Source organism: Paenalcaligenes sp. DL 309 (assembly GCF_057475285.1).
In genome coordinates, this window is sequence record NZ_JBYBKW010000015.1 from 1 (window position 1) to 17,960 (window position 17,960).

Consider the following 17,960-nt stretch of genomic DNA (forward strand, 5'->3'; position numbering starts at 1 on the left):
ATCGCTAAAATCTGGTTGTCAGTATATCGTGACTTACGCATAGAAAACTCCTTGGAAATAGGATAACAAATTTTCTACTTATAACTACTGGGGTTTTTCGGGGGGATTACAAGTTAAAAACTAGTCAGTTAGATTATTATTAAATTGACCCCAATAAGTTAGAGTCGTTATTTAACTTATTGGGGTCTTTTTATCGAGAGCTAGTAAACGGGGTTTAAATTTTGGTTAGCTCATAAGTGGAGGGGTGAAATAATTCATCCACATCTACTTTCTTCGATGATAGCCCTTGTGAGTAATGATGCTGTACGAAGGTTTCTAGTGTACTGCGATTAGCATCAACGCCATAGCTCCAGTAATCTTGCCCCATTAGCTCTTGAGCACTCTTGATTTGCTCTTCTACAAATGGCAGAGTAGCTTTAGAAGCCGAGGTATCTAAAAGATGAGCTAGTGCTACCGACTTAGACTCAATAAAGGCTTTCATTAATGTGGCAGGTAACCATGGATGTTGTTCAACCAAGCTTTTACGCACGCCTAAAATATGCATAATAGGAAATACTTGAGTGCGCTCATAGTAATCTTTGGCTGTGGCAATAGGGTCATCAAAGAGCCAACCTACATTGGGGTCATTTAATGCAATTTGCCCAGGAGGACGTGGTCCGATAAAGCCATCTAAATCACCGCTAGCTAGCAGTTCGGAAATGGTGGTGCCAGCTGGAGCATTAGTGAGCACAACATCTTTGGGTAAATCGAGAATGATTTTCTCAGTTCTATCAGGATCATCGATACCGCCTTGTACCCAGGTGATATCTTTGGGTTGTACGCCGTAATCATCAGCTAGTAGGGCGCGTACCCATACATTAGCAGTGAGCTGGTATTCAGGCAAACCCACACGCTTACCGATGAGGTCTTCAGGCTTTTTGATACGATCCTTACGTACGTAAATACCATTGTGTCTGAAAGCCCGTGATAGAAAAACAGGGATACCTACGTAATCGTTTTCACCTTTGGATTCTTTAACCAAAAAACTGGATAAGGATAACTCAGCCACATCAAAAGCTTGGTGTCTGAAGGATCGGAAAAACATTTCTTCAGGGCTAAGCATTAAAAATACAGGATCTACGCCATCAATTTGCACACGCCCGTCAGTAAGTGGACGTGTACGATCGTAGTCTCCAACAGCGATAGATAAGTTTAATTTTGTCATTCAATTTCCTGAAATTAATCCGCGGCTTGGGCTGGGTTCTTTGAGGCCCAAACAAACTCCGCCTCGTAGTCACGCCAATCCGTGGTTTTGGGCAGCACTGACTGGTATGAGCAGGTACCTACGGGAATGGTGTTTTCACCCGTGCCAATGGCTTGATCTGTTTCCATAAAGGTTTTAACAGCCTTTACCATCTGATTTCTAAACTGCACAATAGCCACGTCACTGGCACCTAGTCGCTCCGTGGAGCGGTCTGTGATGGCGCCCATTGTGACCCACATAGACATATCCTGGTTAGGAATACCGGTAATACCTGTAAAGCTTCCTTCATTCATGGCTTCGCGATCTTGCCAGTAACGATTTTCCCAGTTTCTGAGAGGACGGTAGTATTGATCTATATCCACACCCACCTCTTGACGCAAGAATTTACGCCATTCAATAGTGGAAGGGGTGGTTTCGGGGTTACCCCAGCCTATGAAGTAAAACACGGTATTGCTATCGTCCATAGGTATATTCACGTTGGCTACGTTGTATAGGTTATTTGGAGGAATTAGCGCTGTGGAAGGAGCTACAAATACGGTGCTACGGATGTAGTCATTTTCTGTGGGTTTGAAAATAGGCTTACGTATGGCCGCGTATCTAAAGCCGTAACCTTGTTCTTCAACTTGGAATCGAGGAGCTTTGTCTGTAGAAGGTCTGAGCCATAAGCTATCTGTGGCTTCAGCACTTTTAACGCGAGCGGGAACCATATCGGAGGAGTGCAAGCTGGAGCTATGAGCAGAGTCAATAGCGCCTTCTAAAATCTGAGCCCAGTTACAAGGAATAATTACTTTAGCAATGGATACTTGAACGTCTTTATTAGGTGCCCAGGCAGGAGGTTGGAACTCAGGCATGGTTTCCTTTGGGCCCATATATGCCCAAATGACACCCGCCCACTCTTCAACGGGGTAGGCACGGTGCTTAATACGATCTTTGTATTCGCTACCGGCGGGCTCGGAGGGCATATCTACAATGTTACCGTCCACATCGATTTTCCAGCCGTGGTAGAGACAGGTTAGGGTGCAGTCTTCGTTTCGGCCCATTACTAACGAGGCACGTCGGTGTGGGCAGTACTCATCCATCACACCCACACGTCCTTCTGAGTTACGAAAAACAACTAGATCTTCACCTAGGATACGAGCTTTAGCAGGTTGGCCGCCTGGAGCAGCTACTTCCTCAATTAAACAAATAGGCATCCAGTGTCTGCGCATGAGTTGACCCATAGGGGCATCACCTTCTACACGGCATAGTAATTGGTTATCTTCGTGACTAAGCATAGGGTTGACTCCTTATTTTTTATGCGGTTTTTATGGTTTTTATACAAATAAATTATTTCAAATATAAAAATTCTCATGATACACTAATTTAACTTAAGTTAGCTAACTAACTAATTTGATATAAAATCAATGCTACCCCAAGTTGATTTTTTTTTCAATATTTTTATGAGTAGCATATGAATAAACTAATTTATAAAAATTTCGTTAGGTGGATAGGTATAGAGACATGACTCAAAAACATACATTAGATTTGGAATTGGTCGTTCATAGCAAACAACAGGTTGCTGAGCGTATTTATGAATTTGATTTACGTCGCATGGATGAGCAGCCGCTACCGGCTTTTACAGCAGGTGCGCATATTCGAGTAGAAACCCCTAGTGGAAGAGTGAACCAGTACTCCTTATGTCAGAATCCGGATGAATTACATCGCTATGTCATCACGATTAAAAAAGAAGAAGGGGGGCAAGGGGGCTCAAAGAGCATGATTGACGAGGTGAACGTTGGCGACACCCTGAAAGTGAGCCAGCCTGTCAACGTGTTTGAGTTACTTGATGGTACTGAGTATTTGTTTATTGCTGCTGGCATAGGAATAACTCCTATCTATTCCATGATGCAAAGTTTAAAAGAGCAGACGGATAAAAAAATCACGCTGATTTATTTGAGTCGTTCGCCTGAGTACGCTCCTTATTTGGATGAAATCAATGAGCAATTTTCTAATAATGAGCTCATTATTCATCACACGCATAGTGATAGTGATAACCGTTATGATATGTGGGATCATTTTGTGCAACCTCGTAATGTATTGGTGTATTGTTGCGGACCAAGAGACATTATGGAAGAAGTGCGCGCCATGACGGGGCATTGGAAAACGGGCTTAATTAATTTTGAAAGCTTTGGTGTAGATGCTGCTCTATTGAAGCAAAATAAACCGTTTGAGGTAGAGCTAAGCCTTAGTAAGATGCAGCTTGTGGTTGAGGAAAATGAAACTCTACTCGAGGCATTAGCCGACGAAGGAATTTCCGTACCCTCATCATGTGAAAGTGGCACATGCGGGTCGTGCAAAACTGCTTATATATCAGGTGATGTGGAGCACAGGGATATGGTGCTAGAGGAGCACGAGCAGTCAAAATACATCATGGTTTGTGTTTCTCGCGCCGCTAATGATAAGAAGCTGGTATTAGAGTTATAAATAAATGAATAGTTAGGGAGACAAACCAGTGCATAATAAAAAAATAAAATTAGGGATCATAGGTTTAGGCAGGGCGTTTACACTCATGCTGCCTACCTTTTTAATGGATGAGCGTATTCAGCTGGTTGCTGCAGCTGATCCCTTAGAGCAGGCTCGGGCACAGTTTTTGAAAGATTTTAATGCCCCCGTTTACGATAATGCACACGATTTATGTAATGATCCTGCGGTTAATGTTGTCTATATCGCATCCCCACACCAATTTCATGTGGAGCATGCTGAGTTAGCCATTGCAGCGGGTAAGCATATTTTGATGGAGAAGCCGTTGGCTTTATGTATGGAGGATTGTCATAAAATAGTGCAATTAGTCCAGCATGCCAAGACCCAATTACTTGTAGGGCACTCACATAGTTTCAATACCCCTATACTTGTGGCTAGAGAAATGATAGAGCGTGGTGAGTGGGGTGAGGTTCAGGCTATTCATGCCTTTAACTTTACCGATTTTATGTACAGGCCCCGCCGTCCTGAAGAGCTGGATACCTCCCAAGGGGGAGGGGTGGTGTTTAGTCAAGGGGCGCATCAATTAGATATTGTGCGTTTATTAGGCGGTGGGCAGTTAAAGCAAGTGCATGCCTATACCCGCGAGTGGGATACCGCTCGCTCCTCTGAGGGATTCTACACGGCATTGCTTAGCTTTGAAAGTGGAGCATTGGCTAATGTGACCTATAGTGGTTATGGTCATTTTGATAGTGATGCTTTACTTGAAAACATAGGGGAAATGGGTCATAAAAAAGACCCTGAGCAGCATGGTCAGGCGCGCTTTTTCTTAAAAAACGAATTGGCTGGTAGAACTGAAGCAGAGCTTAAAGCGGAACGTAATTATGGAGGGCAGTATTACACAGCGCCTACTTTAGAAGCACCCTCCTACCATCAGCATTTTGGGCATTTCTTAGTGTCACTAACACATGCTGATTTGCGTATTCTTCCTCACGGTATAGAAGTGTTTACTGATGAAGAGAAGTTTTTTTATGCCATTGATGCACCTGTTATTCCCAGAAAAGAGGTTATAGATGAGCTTTATGACGCTATTTACAATGGCAAGCCTGTACTTCATAGTGCCGCTTGGGCTAGGGCAACCTTAGAAGTGTGCTTGGCGGTATTGCAATCTGCCGAGAAAAATAAAGCGATTAATCTAACTTATCAGTGTGCACTGTCTGTGTAGACAGAGTAGCCGGCTCAACCTTTAGATTATCTTGAACTATTTTTAGCATGCGTAATAAGCTTGCCACTTCACTGGCGGTAAGCCCTACAGTTGCGTCAGTGAGTAGCGCGCGTGCTCTGGGCAACAGAATTTCTTTCAGGCTTTTTGCTTTATCGGTCAAATATATATTAATTTTACGGGCATCTTTTTCATTTTTCTTACGAAAAATGAAACCATTACTCTCCATACTACGAATAGCTGAAAGAGTGGTGGGAGCCATGGTGCCTACAAAAGTGGATAGTTCTTGTTGTGTTAAGCCATCATGTATCCAGAGCACACGCAAGAAATACCACATACCTAGCGTTACTCCATGGGGCTCAATTATGGACTGGAGACGTCTTTGAATGGCACGCTGAGCGATACGAGTTTGATATCCAAGGCTTTGTTCAAAGGGTAATAAGTTAGTTGTCATAGCAGGTCATATTAAGAAAATGATTGGTAGTTATACCAGGTTTTGGAGGGATTATTCGAAAATATCTTGACATTTAAAATGCTGAAAGTTAATTTTATAATTAAAATTTAGTTAGCTTCCTAACTACTAATGGAGGAAAGGTTAAGTAGCGTAGAAGTTAAAAAATTAATTCGTATTAGTAAATACAACTTAAAATATAAGTCTAGGAGACATTCCATGCTGATTCAAAAAGTAAAATCATTATTAGCTCTTACTGGGGTTTCTTTAGCGTTGATCGCTACCCCCACTCACGCACAAACCGCAGTTAATTATACTCTAGCGGGAGCTAGTCCTGGTGGCCTATGGACTCTATTAGGGTCCGGTTTAGATCGAGTAGCAAAAAAGGGAAACTCATCGTCTAGTATTACATACCAAACAACAGGTGGTGGTTTTGCTAATGCTAGTTTGGTGGATACGGGGCGGGCTCAATTAGGTCTGATACATGATGCCGAATTAGCTATTGCTGTTCAAGGTGGGGCACCTTTTAAGCAGCCTATGGAGGATTTACGAGTTATTGGCTATTTGTATGATTGGGCTCCTATGCAATTTATTGCTAATAAGTCCTTCGCTGATAAGCACAATATCTCTTCATTGGCTGATTTCGCTGAGAATAAAGCGCCAGCTAAAATTACCGTAAACCGAGCTGGTAATATTACAGGTCAAATTGCTACAGCCATGTTGAGCGATTTAGGAGTCACTCAGGATAATGTAAAAGACTGGGGAGGGGCGCTAATTACGGCAGGATCATCTGAGCAAAGCACTTTGTTTCAGAACAATCGTGTAGATGTGTTTACTAACGGTGTGTTTGTAGGTCACAGCTCTATACGTGAATTAGAGAATGCGGTGGATATTAAGTTGCTTTCTGTGCCAGAAGAAACTCGTAAAAGCATGAGTGAAAAATTTGGTATTCGCAGCTTCACTATTCCTGCTGGCAGCTATAAAAATCAAGATCAAGACATCGAAACGGTTGCCTTAGGTGCTGTATTAGTAGTAAATAAAAACTTACCTGAACAAGAGGCTTATGAGCTAACAAAAAATATCATTGAGAATATTGATGATATACGTACTATTCACCCTGCTATGGGCGCATTAACTACCGAATTGTTAGTGACTGAGGCAGCTGCACCATTTCATGAGGGGGCTATCAGAGCTTACAAAGAGAAGGAGCTAATGCAATGATTTTTAAACTGCTGACTGTAGGTAAACGTAGGGAGCTTACAGGAAATTTACAAAAAGCAGTAACCGTTCTAGCTGCATTGTTTTCATGCTGGGTCATATATGCCAATATTGTTGCTCTAGCTGACTCCTTGCAAATAGGGATCTTTTTCGTTTGTATTTCTTTTAGTTTTCTCTTTTTAGCATTGGGGTCTAACCCCAATGCGCCGGATCGCCCAACCTTTATGGATTGGACTTTAAGCCTATCTAGTTTGGCTTGTTGTTTGTATTTTATTCTCATTCGAGATGATTTAGTAACACGCATTACCTTATTGAATCCATTAAGTATGGATGGGATGTTTTTCGGTGCTTTGCTGTTGCTATTAACGGTAGAGGCAACACGTCGTACTACTGGTGCGGGCTTAACATCCGTGGTGTTGATATTTTTGGCTTATAACTTGTGGGGGCACTATTTACCGCCACCACTAGGCCATGGGTACATTGATTTTAATTCCTTTTTGGATATTTTGATGTACACAACGGATGGCGTATTTGGAGTGCCAATCCAAGTAACAGCTAGCTATGTGTTTTTGTTTGTTATGTTCGGTGCTTTTCTTACCCGAGCCGGCGGTGCGGAATTTATGTTCCAGCTCGCCGCTGCGCTAACAGGGAAATCACCGGGTGGCCCCGCTAAAATTGCCGTAGTTTCTGCAGGTTTGTATGGCACGATTTCGGGTAGCCCTACCTCAGACGTAGCCACCACCGGTGCAGTCAATATTCCCATTATGAAACGTTTGGGTTATTCAGGTCGTTTTGCTGGTGCTGTAGAGGTAACGGCTTCAACAGGGGGGGCAGCATTACCACCTATTATGGGCTCAGCAGCGTTTATTTTGGCTGAGTATACCGGTATTGATTATCGTACCGTGGCCTTGGCAGCATTCTTACCGGCCATTATTTATTACATAGGTGTATACCTTCAGGTGCACTTTAGAGCACTGAAATTAGGTATGAAGGGTGTAGACGACATTAATCCCATTTTAGATACATTGAAAACGGGCTGGGTGTTCGTAATTCCAATTATTGTTATTTGTGCGGCGTTGCTCTTAGCGTATACGCCTACCTATGTGGCAGTTTTTGGTTCTCTTTCTTTATTGATTACATCATTTTTCAATAAAAAAACGCGTCTAAGTGCATGGGGAGTGGTTGAGGCTTTAGCAGAAACAACAGTACGCATATTGCCTGTAGCGGGTGCTTGTGCGGCAGCAGGTTTGGTGATTGGTGGTTTAACCATGACCGGCTTAGCCATGAAAGGATCAAACTTGATTCTTCTTGCGGCCGATAGTGGTTTGCTCATTCTGCTTTTAGTGGGAGCACTGATTACTATCATTTTAGGCTTAGGTATGCCTACACCTAGTGCGTATATTTTAGCAGCGATGGTCATTGGCCCAGCTTTTGTTAGCGCTGGTATTCCTACATTACCTGCAAATATGTTTATTTTATATTTTGCATTGCTCTCAGCATTAACGCCTCCGGTGGCTGTGGCGGCCTTTGCGGCAGCGGCTATTGCCGAGGAGGACGCGATGAGAATTGCTATGTCCGCAACAAAATTAGCGGTAATGGGTTTTGTAGTGCCTTTCCTCTTTGTGTGGAATGAGAGCCTATTATTTCAAGGGCCTGCTCTTGAGATAGTATTGGCCTTTACTGGTGCGGTAGTAACCACTATATTTTTTGCTTATATTGCTGAGATACGTCCAGCTTGGTACATCTGCCTTTTCGCTATAGTGATAGGGTTGCTTGCAGTACATCCAAGCTTAAGTATTAGTATAGCTGCACAGTTACTGGGTTATTTTATATTGATTTTATTTAAAACAAAAAAATTGCCAGTTTCTATACAAAAAAGCATGAGGTTAGATACGTTAGAAATAGCGTATGCTAAAGCCTAATAATAATTCTATGCTTAAAATACCCGCATTATATGCGGGTGTTTTTCTGCACGGAGGAGCTCAATGAATACAAATAAAAAATCATCGCTAGCTGCTGTATATTTATTAGCTATGTTGCCACCTTTGTTTTGGGCGGGTAATTTTATTATTAGCAAGCCGTTGTTAAATTATATTTCTCCTGTTAGCTTATCTTTTTATCGATGGGGATTATGCACCTTAATTTTACTACCTTTTGTGTTTTCTAAACTATTTACACATATAGAAGTAATTAAAGAAAATATAATAAAATTAATTGTATTTAGTTTATTAGGCATAGTAGCTTTTAATTGCCTTATATATGTAGGTCTTACTAAAACTAGTGCGATTAATGCGGCAATTGTGAACTCTAGCATGCCTATAATTACCCTTATTATAGCCATGTTGTTAGTAGGAGAAAAGCTAACACTTAATCGATTAGTGGGTGTTTTTCTTGTGCTTTTAGGTGTGCTATGGATTGTTTTTAAAGGCAATATACACAATTTATTTAATTTCACTTTTGAGGAGGGCAGTATATTTATTTTACTGGGTGTTTGCTGCTGGGCCTTATACACGGTATTAGCAAGAAAATGGCCAGTAAATATACCATTAATTATTTTGGTTTTTATCATATCTGCTATTGGATCCATACTTCATATACCGTTTTTATTGATTGAAAGCCAAGGTTTACCTAATTTTCAAGATCATTTAAACATAAATAGTTTATTAAGCTTGGTGTATTTAGCTATATTTCCATCCTCATTAGCGTATTTATTATGGAATAAAGCTATTATAAAAATGGGCCCAGGGAAAACTAGTTTATTTATGTATTTCATGCCTATATATAGCGCTATTTTAGCGATGATTTTTTTAGGTGAGGCACTGCATACCTATCATATTTACGGATTTTTATTGGTGGTAGTGGGGCTTTACATCGCGATGAAGATACCGAAAGCTGCTTAAGAGAAACTGTTTTAATTAGTATCCTTACAATATATTTTTATAGAGGTAAACGAATGACTAAATCTATTGATTTCCCACTACGAGGAGGGCGTATATGCGTCGTCGGTGCTGGTTTTATGGGGTGTGTGATTGCTACCTTGTATTCGCAGTATGGTTATGAGGTGATACTTTGTGATACACAGACAGCTCTGCTTGATAGTTATGCCGAACGTGCTCGGCCTATCGCTGAAACATTTTCAAGCGATGAGGCTGTAATCGACACTATAGTTAATCGCGTTACACTTGAGTCGGACTTAAAAAAAGCAGTTAAGGGTGTTTTTATGGTGCACGAGGCTATACAGGAGGTGCTACAAACCAAACAGACTGTATTTGAAGAGTTAGATAGGCTCTGCCCTCCGGATGTAGTTCTAGCTACTAATACTTCTTCTTTTCTTATTTCCGATATTGCTAAAGAAGTGGATCATAAAGAGCGAGTTATAGGCATACACTATATAACCCCAGCTCATGTTATCCCTGTCATTGAAATTATACATAGTAGCTTTACACCACCTAAGTTGATTGCTTGGGCACGTGCATTTATTACATCAATAGAGCATGTGGGTGTGTCTTGCCCCGAGCGTCCAGGATTCCTTATTAATAAAATTCAGTTTGCGATGTTAACTGAAATATATAGATTAATGGATGAAGGAGTGGCCAGTCGTGATGATATCGATGCGGCTGTACGCTTAAGTTTAGGTCCTCGGCTTGCTCTTTGGGGGCCATTACTAACAGAAGATTTAATTGTGTCGAAGAAAACGGCTTTGAGTGTTACAGATTCTCTTTTTGAGCAAACGGGTGACGAAAGCTATAAAGGAAGAAAAGTCCTTCGTGACACAGTAGAGCGAGGCCATCTTGGTGTAATAGCTGGCCAAGGCTGGTATACATTTGAAAACGATCAAGAGGAAACCATTATAGAGCGTGATCGGCAGCTTCATGCCCTATTAAATTGGTTACATGAGGCCGACTCAGTAAAGCGCCTTAAGGTAAAGTAAAATTACACGTATTTAGTCATTTAAGGGATAACCTGCATAGTCATAGCATTTACCATTTGGTTAGTATGCTAACTAAGTTTTATTGAATTAATAAATCAGAATAAGGGGTGGACATGAAAAAACTATGTACAGCGATTACATTATCTTTACCGTTACTATTTTCCTCACAGCTAACGCAGGCCGAAGCACTTAAGGTGCTTAGCAGTTGGGATAGTAGCTATGTACAAACACAGGTGGTTGAGCAGTTTATGGACAAATTAAAAACAGCCAGTGATGGTTCGATGACTTTGCAAATGTTTGGTCCAGAAACCGTACCTCCTTTTGAGCAACTTGATTCCGCTACTAGTGGCTTAATGGATATGCTGTATACCAGTGGCTCGTATCATTCAAATGTTACAGCTATTGGTGTGGCTTTAGATGCTTTATATGACAGTACTCCTGAGAGGTTACGTAGCTCAGGTATCTGGGATTTTGTGGATCAGCATTATCAAGACGAAGGCTTAAAGCTTATTGCGATATTTCCTGATTTAAATGGTTACAGTTTTTCTCTTAAAGAACCCCTAAGCGAAGAGGGTTTAAAGGGCAAGCGTATTCGTGGCACACCTATCTATCACGGCGTAATCGAGCATCTTGATGCGGCGGCAGTAGTATTACCGGGTAATGAAATTTACCCTGCCTTAGAGCGTGGCGTTATTGATGGGGCAGGTTGGCCTACTGTGGGTCCCGTGTCTATGCGTCTCTATGAGGTAGCTAATTACTACATGCGTCCTACCTTAGGGCAGGTTGCATATGTTTTATTTATGAACTTAGATCGTTGGAACGCCTTAGCGCCTGAAACACAACAGTTAATTGCTAATGAGGCCGAAGCATTTGAAAAAGAGGCGGTGGAGATCTTTTTGGCAGCGGGTGAAAAAGAGAGTGGCATTTTAGAAAGTAATGGTATGAAAAAAACAGAGCTTACTCAAGAGCAGCATAGCGGTGTTGCTAAAGCCTGGTTTGATACTGCAACGGGTTTTGCTAAAGAAAAAGAAACCGCTAAGATCGAGGAGTTTAAAGCCATTGCTGATAAGAACGGTATGATTCCATGATAGGGATACGTATTTTAACCCGTGCTCATGACAAGCTATCGCAGTTGAGTTTCTGGTTAGGCAGCCTGAGTTTGGCTGCCATTACAGCCATATTTTGTTTAGAGGTTACGGCGCGTTATTTTTTTAATGCGCCGTTGATCTGGGCTGTGGATACCGTATCGCTGTTATTGTTGTGCTCTGTATTTTTCGTTATACCCTGGCTAACGCGTGAAGGTGGGCATGTGGCCATTACTATATTCCCCGATATGCTCCCAGCGCGTTTTAGGCCGGCTATTCATCGTGGAGTATACATAGTTAGTGCCGTTGCTTGCTTTTTAGCGGGTTATATTTTGGTGAAAGATACCGGACGGGTCTTTGAGCGTGGCCTAATGACTTTAGCAACTATACCTATGCCTAGAGGGCCTTTTGCGGCTTTAGTTAGCTATGGAGTGATTAGTTCGGGATTGTATTTCTTACGATGGGCTTTTGATAAAGAGCTGGCCGTACAGGTAAAAGCGGAAGCTGAGGCCGAGTAGATTAAAGGAGGAAGAACATGCTAAGCGGCATATCAGCAGTACTATGGGGCTCAGGCGTATTAATGGCTTTGATGCTTACCAGCCTGCCTGTTTTTATATCATTCATGGTAATTAATCTAATAGCAGCGTTGTATATGCTAGGCGCACCAGCATACAGTATGTTGGCCAATAGTATTTATGAAACAACTACATCTCTATCGTTAGTTAGCATCCCTTTATTTATTTTAATGGGGGAGGTGTTGTTTCGTAGTAATGCGGTAGATGTTTTATTTCGTTCTATAGACACGCTAATTGGGCGAGTTAAGGGGCGTCAGTATGTGCTTTCTATTGCCTTGGCCACTGTGTTTAGTGCTTTATCCGGTGCTGCTATGGGTGTGGCAGCCATGATGGGGCGTTCTTTATTACCGGGAATGATAAAACGCGGTTACGACCCCGTTTTATCGGCAGGTAATATTTTGGCCGGTGCAAGCTTAGCACCTTTAATCCCTCCTAGTGTTTTAACCATTATTGTTGGCACGCTAGCTGGTGTGTCTATTGCCGAGTTATTGGTTGCTGGAATTATTCCTGGCTTAATTTTGGCTATTTTGTTTTTGGCGTATACATACATCCGCGTGTATTTAAACCCCAAACTAGCACCAGAAGATACTGCAGCTGAGCTAGAGGTGGTGTATACAGCTAAAGACAAATGGCTAGCTGTAGTAAGAATACTTCCCTTTGGCTTAGTGATATTGCTGGTAATGGGAACGATTCTATTGGGCATAGCCACTCCCAATGAGGCGGGAGCAATGGGTGTGGTGGGCTCTATACTGGCAGCGGCTATTTACCGTAGTTTGTCTATGAAGATGCTGGTGCAGTCTATTGCTTCGGCGGTGAAGATTTCCAGCATGATTCTGATTATTATGGCCAGTGCTAAGCTATTTAGTCAGATGCTTGCTTTTAGTGGTGGTGCTACGGCCATTACCCATTGGATTGTTGATTTAGGGTACTCAAAATGGATAATGTTGCTCGTCTTGCAGTTTTTGCCTTTTGTTCTTTGTATGTTTATTGATCAAATTGCTCTAATGCTTATTATTGTGCCTATTTACAAGCCTGTATTAGCACAGTTGGGCTTTGATCCGCTTTGGTTCTGGCTAATATTTTTAATTAATATTACCGTTGGCGGCTTAACCCCACCGTTTGGTTATACCTTATTTGCTCTTAAGGGGGCTTGGTCTGGAGGTACATTAGGCCAAGTTTATAAAGCATCCATTCCTTTTGTAGGGATTTTTATTCTAGGAATCGTGCTTATGGCTGTATTTCCTGGTTTGATCACTTTTTTACCAAACTTAATATAAGTCTACCCGTTAATTAGGAGTTAATGAATGATAGGTGAAGGCCTCGCTTTATTAGCAGCCTTATTCTATGCACTGGTTAATGTTTCAGTCGCTTTAGGTGGAAAAAGTAAACAGGGGGGGGATAACGGTGTTTTGCTCTCTTTATTACTCACCCTGGTTTTATCTTTTGTTGCTTGGTTTTTTTTCGGATTACGTCTGGAGTTAAGTTTTCATAGCGTTCCTATGTGGATAGGATTGATCAGTTTTATGATTGCTGGTGTTTTATCCACTGTATTGGGGAGGTCGTGGTTGTTTCGTTCTGTGGAACGCATAGGGGTTGTGAAAGCTGGGTTTTTTCGCCGATTAATTCCCGTTTTTTCAGTGGTACTTGCCTATGTTTTTTTAAATGAGGTGCTAACTCTTAAGTCCTCGTTAGGCTTCATATTAGTGTTACTGGCTACGCTATATGTGAATAGTATCCAAGGCCATGCATCGCACTCTGAAAAAGAGTCACTAGAAGAAAGTAAATACAGAAACTCAGGAAAGCTCTATGGTGTGGCGTCTTCTGTTTCGTATGCTGGGGCTTATGTGCTTAGAAAAGAGGGAATGCGTTATGTACCTGATGCGGCATTTGGTACGTTTATTGGTGCAGTCACCGGGCTTATTTATTATTTAGCACAAGGAGTTTGGAAGCGTGGTGTAGTAAAAAAAATTATTAAAAATACCTTTGGTGTGGGGCGTTGGCAGTTAATGACAGCGATTTGTATTTCAATTGGTCAGCTGTCTCAATTTTTTGCATTGAAATATACCAGTGTTGGGGTTGTGGCCATCATTGGCATGATGGATTTGTTCTTAAGTATTGTTTTAGCCTCTTATATTTTAAAAATAGCAGAGAAACCGTGCTCTAGAACGATTCTTTGTGCAGTGGTGAGCACATTTGGGGTGGTATTAATAGTTTTATAAATAAAAATATAAGGGAGATAGATATGAGTATTGATAATTTATACCAAAAAGAGAAAGATTTTTTTGAAGAAAAAGGGTTTGGGGTGAAGTTGGGGTTTGGAAAAAAACCGGCTTTGGTTGTTGTGGACATTATTCGTGCTTTCACCGATCCGAAAAAATTATTGGGTACGGATATGGCTGAGGTCATAGAGCAAACTAACAAAGTGATTGATGCGTGTCGTCAAGCGGGGGCACCCATTTACTTTACTACTACTGGATATCACGATGAGAGTTTATCAGATGGTGGTGTCTGGGTATTAAAACTAAAAAAGGGAGCCTCAGATTTACGCTTAGGCACTTCCAATGTGGAGCAAGATCCCCGATTACACTATGTGCCTGAAGACGATGTGATTGTTAAAAAATATGCCTCTTGCTTTTTTGGTACTGATTTAACCTCCCGATTGGTATCCCGTGGTTGCGATACCGTGTTAATTGTTGGTGCAACCACTAGTGGTTGTGTCCGAGCAACGGCTGTGGATGCGGTGCAATCTGGTTTTAGACCTATAGTGATTGAGGAGGCCGTTGCTGATCGTTCAGAGACAGCACACAAACAAAGCCTATTTGATATAGAGGCGAAGTACGGTGATGTGGTGTCAGTAGAAGACGTGCAAAACTATCTAAAAACCTTCAGCAATGTGTAGTGTATTTATGTAGCGGAAAAATATCATGTTATTTATGAATTTTAATGAGTTACCCCCTCTTAGTGAGTTGCCCAGCGTGGAGTCAGTACTTCCCCAGCAGCGCGCCCTTTATTATGGGGGCGATTGGCAAGAGCCAGTTCAAGGTAATTATCAAAGCGTGGTGAGCCCTTCCACAGGGCAGTCATTAGGAGTTATTGCGCAAGCGTGTCCTAAAGATGTGGAGTTGGCTATAGCTGAGGCGCAGAGAGGGTATGCCGTTTGGCGAGATATAGCGCCGCTTGAGCGCGCAAAGGCACTGCGTCATATAGCCTATATTTTGCGTAAAAATGCTAGAGAATTAGCGTTACTCGATGCGGCTTGTGGTGGTAATCCCGTTCGAGAGCTGCTGAAAGATGCAGAAATTGCCGCCGGACAGCTGGATTTTTTTGCAGGTTTAGTGACTGAAATGAAGGGCTCCTCTATTCCTCAAGGGGTGGGAGCTATTAATTTTTCTGTACGTGAACCTATGGGTGTGGTGGCGCGAATTCTGCCCTTTAATCATCCTTTTATGTTTGCCGCCGGTAAGTCCGCCGCACCATTAGCAGCGGGTAATGCCATTATTGTTAAACCTCCTGAGCAAGCGCCGCTTTCCACCTTGCGATTTGCGGAACTTATAGATGGTGTATTGCCTGAAGGGGTATTTAATGTATTACCAGGAGGTAGAGATGTGGGGGCGGCACTTGCTAGCTCGCCGCATATTGCTAGTGTAGCGGTTATAGGTAGTGTGGCAACAGGGATTGCGGTGGGGCGTGCGGCTGCAGAAACCGTTAAGCCTGTTTTGCTGGAGCTAGGTGGTAAAAATGCTTTAATTGCTTATCCTGACTCCGATCCTGATGATGTTGCCGAGGCCGTAGTGAGCGGGATGAACTTTAGTTGGTGTGGGCAGTCATGTGGTTCCACGAGCCGGGCTTTCATTCATGAGGCTATTTATGATGAAGTGCTGAAGAAAATTCCAGAAAAATGCGCTTTTTATCGCCCTGGCTTACCCGTAGACCCGGAAACGACTATGGGCTGTATTATTAATAAAACACAATATGATCGTATTTGGGATTTTATAAATAGTGCACACGAGGAGGGCGCTCGATTGATTTATGGCGCTAAGGCACCCGATGATCCAGCCTTAAAAAATGGGTATTTTTTAGAACCAACTGTGTTTGCTGATGTAAAGCCATCTATGCGAATTGCAGCTGAGGAAATTTTTGGTCCTGTTTTAAGTGTTTTGAGATGGTCAGATGAGGCGGAGATGCTATCGCAGGTTAATGGATTATCTTTAGGGCTAACATGCTCTATTTGGACTAATGATTTGCATCGAGCACATCACTGCGCTGCGACAGTAGAAGCCGGGTATGTTTGGATTAATGAAACATCTCGTCACTTTCTTGGTGCGCCTTTTGGAGGTTATAAGCAATCGGGTTTAGGTAGAGAAGAGTGCTTGGAGGAGTTGCTTTCTTTTACGCGTGAAAAAAATATCTATCTTAATATAAAATAGTTAATTAATGATTAATCCATGAAAAAGCCCTAAGTCTGAACTGACCCCAAGAAGTTGGACATCCCTCTAACTTTTTGGGGTCTTTTTTATGGCCAAATACAGTGCTGAGCTTAAGCTACACTTAGTTCAAGTCTACGAATCATGTTGACCTTACCCCTAAATTAATACCAGTCGTTCGATGAGATTTTAGCTATTATGCCACCTGTTTTTCATAAATTGCCGGTGGCAAGTAGTTTAAGGCGCTATGTGGTCTTTCGTCGTTGTAATGGCGTTGCCATTGTTCGATTTCATAGCGGGCTTCGTTAATCGTTCTGAACCAGTGTAAGTTCAAACACTCATTCCTAAATTTACCATTCAGACTTTCCACAAATGCATTCTGCGTCGGCTTACCGGGTTGGATAAAATTGAGTTGCACTTGATGTGTTTTGCTCCAAAAAAATAGGGCTTTACCGGTGTATTCTGGGCCGTTATGGCTACGCCGAACTTCGTTTCACAAACAATGGCTTCCGGTTTACCTCGTACTTCAATTAACTCCGATAAATAACGGGCGACGTGATGGCCTGAAATAGAAACGGAAACGAGTTGGCCTACCATTTCACGACTAAAATCATCCACAACATTTAACACGCGAAAGCGGCGTCCTGTCGCCAACTGATCTGAAACAAAATCCATCGACCATCGTTGATTTACAGCAGTTGGCCTGTCTGTAATCCCCCCTTTTTAGCCAGTACTTATTCATAGAATAAATTAAAGGGAACAGATTAGTTGTGTTGGCGGAATACCGCCAATCGCTGTATTGGGTCTTTCATTGTTATAAAGCCATAACCATTCGGTGGCAAGGTGTTGAGCTTGCTCAACACTTTCAAACAGATGTAAATCCAACCATTCGTGGCGTGCGGTACGATTAAATCGTTCAATGTACGCATTCTGCGTGGGCTTGCCAGGTTGAATATATAGCATCGTAATAGGGTGTTTTTCTGCCCATTGAACGAGCTCCTTTGAGATATTTTCAGGCCCATTATCACATCGAATCGCTGCAGGCTTTCCACGCCACTCAAATACTTGTTCGAGTACGCGAATGATACGCGCAGAGGGTAAAGAAACATCCACTTCGATGGCTAACGCCTCTCGGTTGTAATCATCCAGCACATTAAATGTGCGTAATTTCCTGCCATCTTCTAAGCTATCAGACATAAAATCCATCGACCACACTTGATTTATCTTGCTTGGCACACTTAATGCATCCGGCTTATCGCGTGTTAAGCGACGACGCGGTTTAATGCGTAAATTGAGCTCTAGCTCACGGTAAATACGATACACACGCTTGTGATTCCAACGATAGCCTTTCACG

The 17,960-nt window shown here is 42.1% G+C and carries 16 protein-coding genes and 1 pseudogene; 12 read left to right on the forward strand and 5 right to left on the reverse strand.

Features of this window, described 5'->3' with window-relative positions; genetic code table 11:
* Nucleotides 1-214: 214 nt before the first annotated feature.
* Nucleotides 215-1,204: an ABC transporter substrate-binding protein gene (locus tag AC2UZJ_RS11870; protein WP_486950364.1), complete on the reverse strand. Its 990-nt coding sequence runs from the start codon at nt 1,202-1,204 to the stop codon at nt 215-217.
* A gap of 14 nt (nt 1,205-1,218) precedes the next feature.
* Nucleotides 1,219-2,517 carry a Rieske 2Fe-2S domain-containing protein gene (locus AC2UZJ_RS11875; protein WP_486950365.1) on the reverse strand — a complete coding sequence of 433 codons (1,299 nt, stop codon included), beginning with the start codon at nt 2,515-2,517 and terminating at the stop codon, nt 1,219-1,221.
* Between the two features lie 226 nt (nt 2,518-2,743).
* On the opposite strand from AC2UZJ_RS11875, the gene AC2UZJ_RS11880 reads away from it, so the two are divergent.
* Both AC2UZJ_RS11880 and AC2UZJ_RS11885 read left to right on the forward strand, forming a co-directional pair.
* Nucleotides 2,744-3,706, forward strand: a complete 963-nt coding sequence (locus tag AC2UZJ_RS11880) for a PDR/VanB family oxidoreductase (RefSeq protein WP_486950366.1) — start codon at nt 2,744-2,746, stop codon at nt 3,704-3,706.
* Nucleotides 3,707-3,734: 28 nt separating this feature from the next.
* A complete protein-coding gene (locus AC2UZJ_RS11885) occupies nt 3,735-4,925 on the forward strand; it encodes a Gfo/Idh/MocA family oxidoreductase (RefSeq protein ID WP_486950367.1) in 1,191 nt (396 codons plus the stop codon).
* Here the strand turns inward: AC2UZJ_RS11885 and AC2UZJ_RS11890 are convergent.
* Nucleotides 4,891-5,376: a MarR family winged helix-turn-helix transcriptional regulator gene (locus tag AC2UZJ_RS11890; protein WP_486950368.1), complete on the reverse strand. Its 486-nt coding sequence runs from the start codon at nt 5,374-5,376 to the stop codon at nt 4,891-4,893. The genes AC2UZJ_RS11885 and AC2UZJ_RS11890 overlap by 35 nt on opposite strands.
* A 216-nt stretch (nt 5,377-5,592) precedes the next feature.
* Between AC2UZJ_RS11890 and AC2UZJ_RS11895 the strand changes: the two genes are divergently transcribed.
* From AC2UZJ_RS11895 to AC2UZJ_RS11940, 10 genes are all read left to right on the forward strand, one after another.
* Nucleotides 5,593-6,594, forward strand: coding sequence for a TAXI family TRAP transporter solute-binding subunit (locus AC2UZJ_RS11895; protein WP_486950369.1), 1,002 nt, complete (start codon nt 5,593-5,595; stop codon nt 6,592-6,594).
* On the forward strand, nt 6,591-8,513 hold the full coding sequence (locus tag AC2UZJ_RS11900; RefSeq protein WP_486950370.1) for a TRAP transporter permease: 1,923 nt from the start codon (nt 6,591-6,593) through the stop codon (nt 8,511-8,513). Before AC2UZJ_RS11895 ends, AC2UZJ_RS11900 begins: the two co-directional genes overlap by 4 nt.
* 63 nt (nt 8,514-8,576) lie before the next feature.
* Nucleotides 8,577-9,491 (forward strand): DMT family transporter, encoded by a 915-nt coding sequence (locus tag AC2UZJ_RS11905; protein ID WP_486950371.1) that lies wholly within the window; start codon nt 8,577-8,579, stop codon nt 9,489-9,491.
* Nucleotides 9,492-9,544: 53 nt separating this feature from the next.
* Nucleotides 9,545-10,522, forward strand: coding sequence for a 3-hydroxyacyl-CoA dehydrogenase family protein (locus AC2UZJ_RS11910; protein ID WP_486950372.1), 978 nt, complete (start codon nt 9,545-9,547; stop codon nt 10,520-10,522).
* Between the two features lie 113 nt (nt 10,523-10,635).
* Complete coding sequence (locus tag AC2UZJ_RS11915) at nt 10,636-11,610, forward strand: TRAP transporter substrate-binding protein (protein WP_486950373.1); 975 nt, start codon at nt 10,636-10,638, stop codon at nt 11,608-11,610.
* The gene (locus AC2UZJ_RS11920) at nt 11,607-12,125 is read left to right on the forward strand and encodes a TRAP transporter small permease (protein WP_486950374.1); all 519 of its coding nucleotides are present in this window, start codon (nt 11,607-11,609) and stop codon (nt 12,123-12,125) included. Before AC2UZJ_RS11915 ends, AC2UZJ_RS11920 begins: the two co-directional genes overlap by 4 nt.
* 17 nt (nt 12,126-12,142) lie before the next feature.
* Nucleotides 12,143-13,459: a TRAP transporter large permease gene (locus tag AC2UZJ_RS11925; protein WP_486950375.1), complete on the forward strand. Its 1,317-nt coding sequence runs from the start codon at nt 12,143-12,145 to the stop codon at nt 13,457-13,459.
* A gap of 27 nt (nt 13,460-13,486) precedes the next feature.
* Nucleotides 13,487-14,401, forward strand: coding sequence for an EamA family transporter (locus AC2UZJ_RS11930; RefSeq protein ID WP_486950376.1), 915 nt, complete (start codon nt 13,487-13,489; stop codon nt 14,399-14,401).
* Nucleotides 14,402-14,424: 23 nt separating this feature from the next.
* Entirely contained in the window at nt 14,425-15,081 is a 657-nt protein-coding gene (locus AC2UZJ_RS11935; RefSeq protein ID WP_486950377.1) for an isochorismatase family protein, read from the forward strand.
* Nucleotides 15,082-15,106: 25 nt separating this feature from the next.
* Complete coding sequence (locus AC2UZJ_RS11940) at nt 15,107-16,609, forward strand: aldehyde dehydrogenase family protein (RefSeq protein WP_486950378.1); 1,503 nt, start codon at nt 15,107-15,109, stop codon at nt 16,607-16,609.
* A gap of 193 nt (nt 16,610-16,802) precedes the next feature.
* On the opposite strand, the pseudogene AC2UZJ_RS11945 reads toward AC2UZJ_RS11940, so the two are convergent.
* Nucleotides 16,803-17,308: pseudogene (locus AC2UZJ_RS11945) on the reverse strand (integrase core domain-containing protein); the annotation flags it as partial.
* 48 nt (nt 17,309-17,356) lie between these two features.
* Nucleotides 17,357-17,960, reverse strand: a 604-nt coding sequence (locus AC2UZJ_RS11950) for an IS3 family transposase (protein ID WP_486950379.1), incomplete at its 5' end; no start/stop codon positions are given.

Bases quoted from the DNA above. Each gene is read 5' to 3' on its own strand.
- AC2UZJ_RS11930 (WP_486950376.1), top strand. From the start codon at position 13,487: ATGATAGGTGAAGGCCTCGCTTTATTAGCAGCCTTATTCTATGCACTG.
- AC2UZJ_RS11925 (WP_486950375.1), top strand. From the start codon at position 12,143: ATGCTAAGCGGCATATCAGCAGTACTATGGGGCTCAGGCGTATTAATG.
- AC2UZJ_RS11935 (WP_486950377.1), top strand. From the start codon at position 14,425: ATGAGTATTGATAATTTATACCAAAAAGAGAAAGATTTTTTTGAAGAA.
- AC2UZJ_RS11875 (WP_486950365.1), bottom strand. From the start codon at position 2,517: ATGCTTAGTCACGAAGATAACCAATTACTATGCCGTGTAGAAGGTGAT.
- AC2UZJ_RS11895 (WP_486950369.1), top strand. From the start codon at position 5,593: ATGCTGATTCAAAAAGTAAAATCATTATTAGCTCTTACTGGGGTTTCT.
- AC2UZJ_RS11910 (WP_486950372.1), top strand. From the start codon at position 9,545: ATGACTAAATCTATTGATTTCCCACTACGAGGAGGGCGTATATGCGTC.
- AC2UZJ_RS11870 (WP_486950364.1), bottom strand. From the start codon at position 1,204: ATGACAAAATTAAACTTATCTATCGCTGTTGGAGACTACGATCGTACA.
- AC2UZJ_RS11880 (WP_486950366.1), top strand. From the start codon at position 2,744: ATGACTCAAAAACATACATTAGATTTGGAATTGGTCGTTCATAGCAAA.
- AC2UZJ_RS11940 (WP_486950378.1), top strand. From the start codon at position 15,107: ATGTTATTTATGAATTTTAATGAGTTACCCCCTCTTAGTGAGTTGCCC.
- AC2UZJ_RS11915 (WP_486950373.1), top strand. From the start codon at position 10,636: ATGAAAAAACTATGTACAGCGATTACATTATCTTTACCGTTACTATTT.
- AC2UZJ_RS11920 (WP_486950374.1), top strand. From the start codon at position 11,607: ATGATAGGGATACGTATTTTAACCCGTGCTCATGACAAGCTATCGCAG.
- AC2UZJ_RS11890 (WP_486950368.1), bottom strand. From the start codon at position 5,376: ATGACAACTAACTTATTACCCTTTGAACAAAGCCTTGGATATCAAACT.
- AC2UZJ_RS11900 (WP_486950370.1), top strand. From the start codon at position 6,591: ATGATTTTTAAACTGCTGACTGTAGGTAAACGTAGGGAGCTTACAGGA.
- AC2UZJ_RS11905 (WP_486950371.1), top strand. From the start codon at position 8,577: ATGAATACAAATAAAAAATCATCGCTAGCTGCTGTATATTTATTAGCT.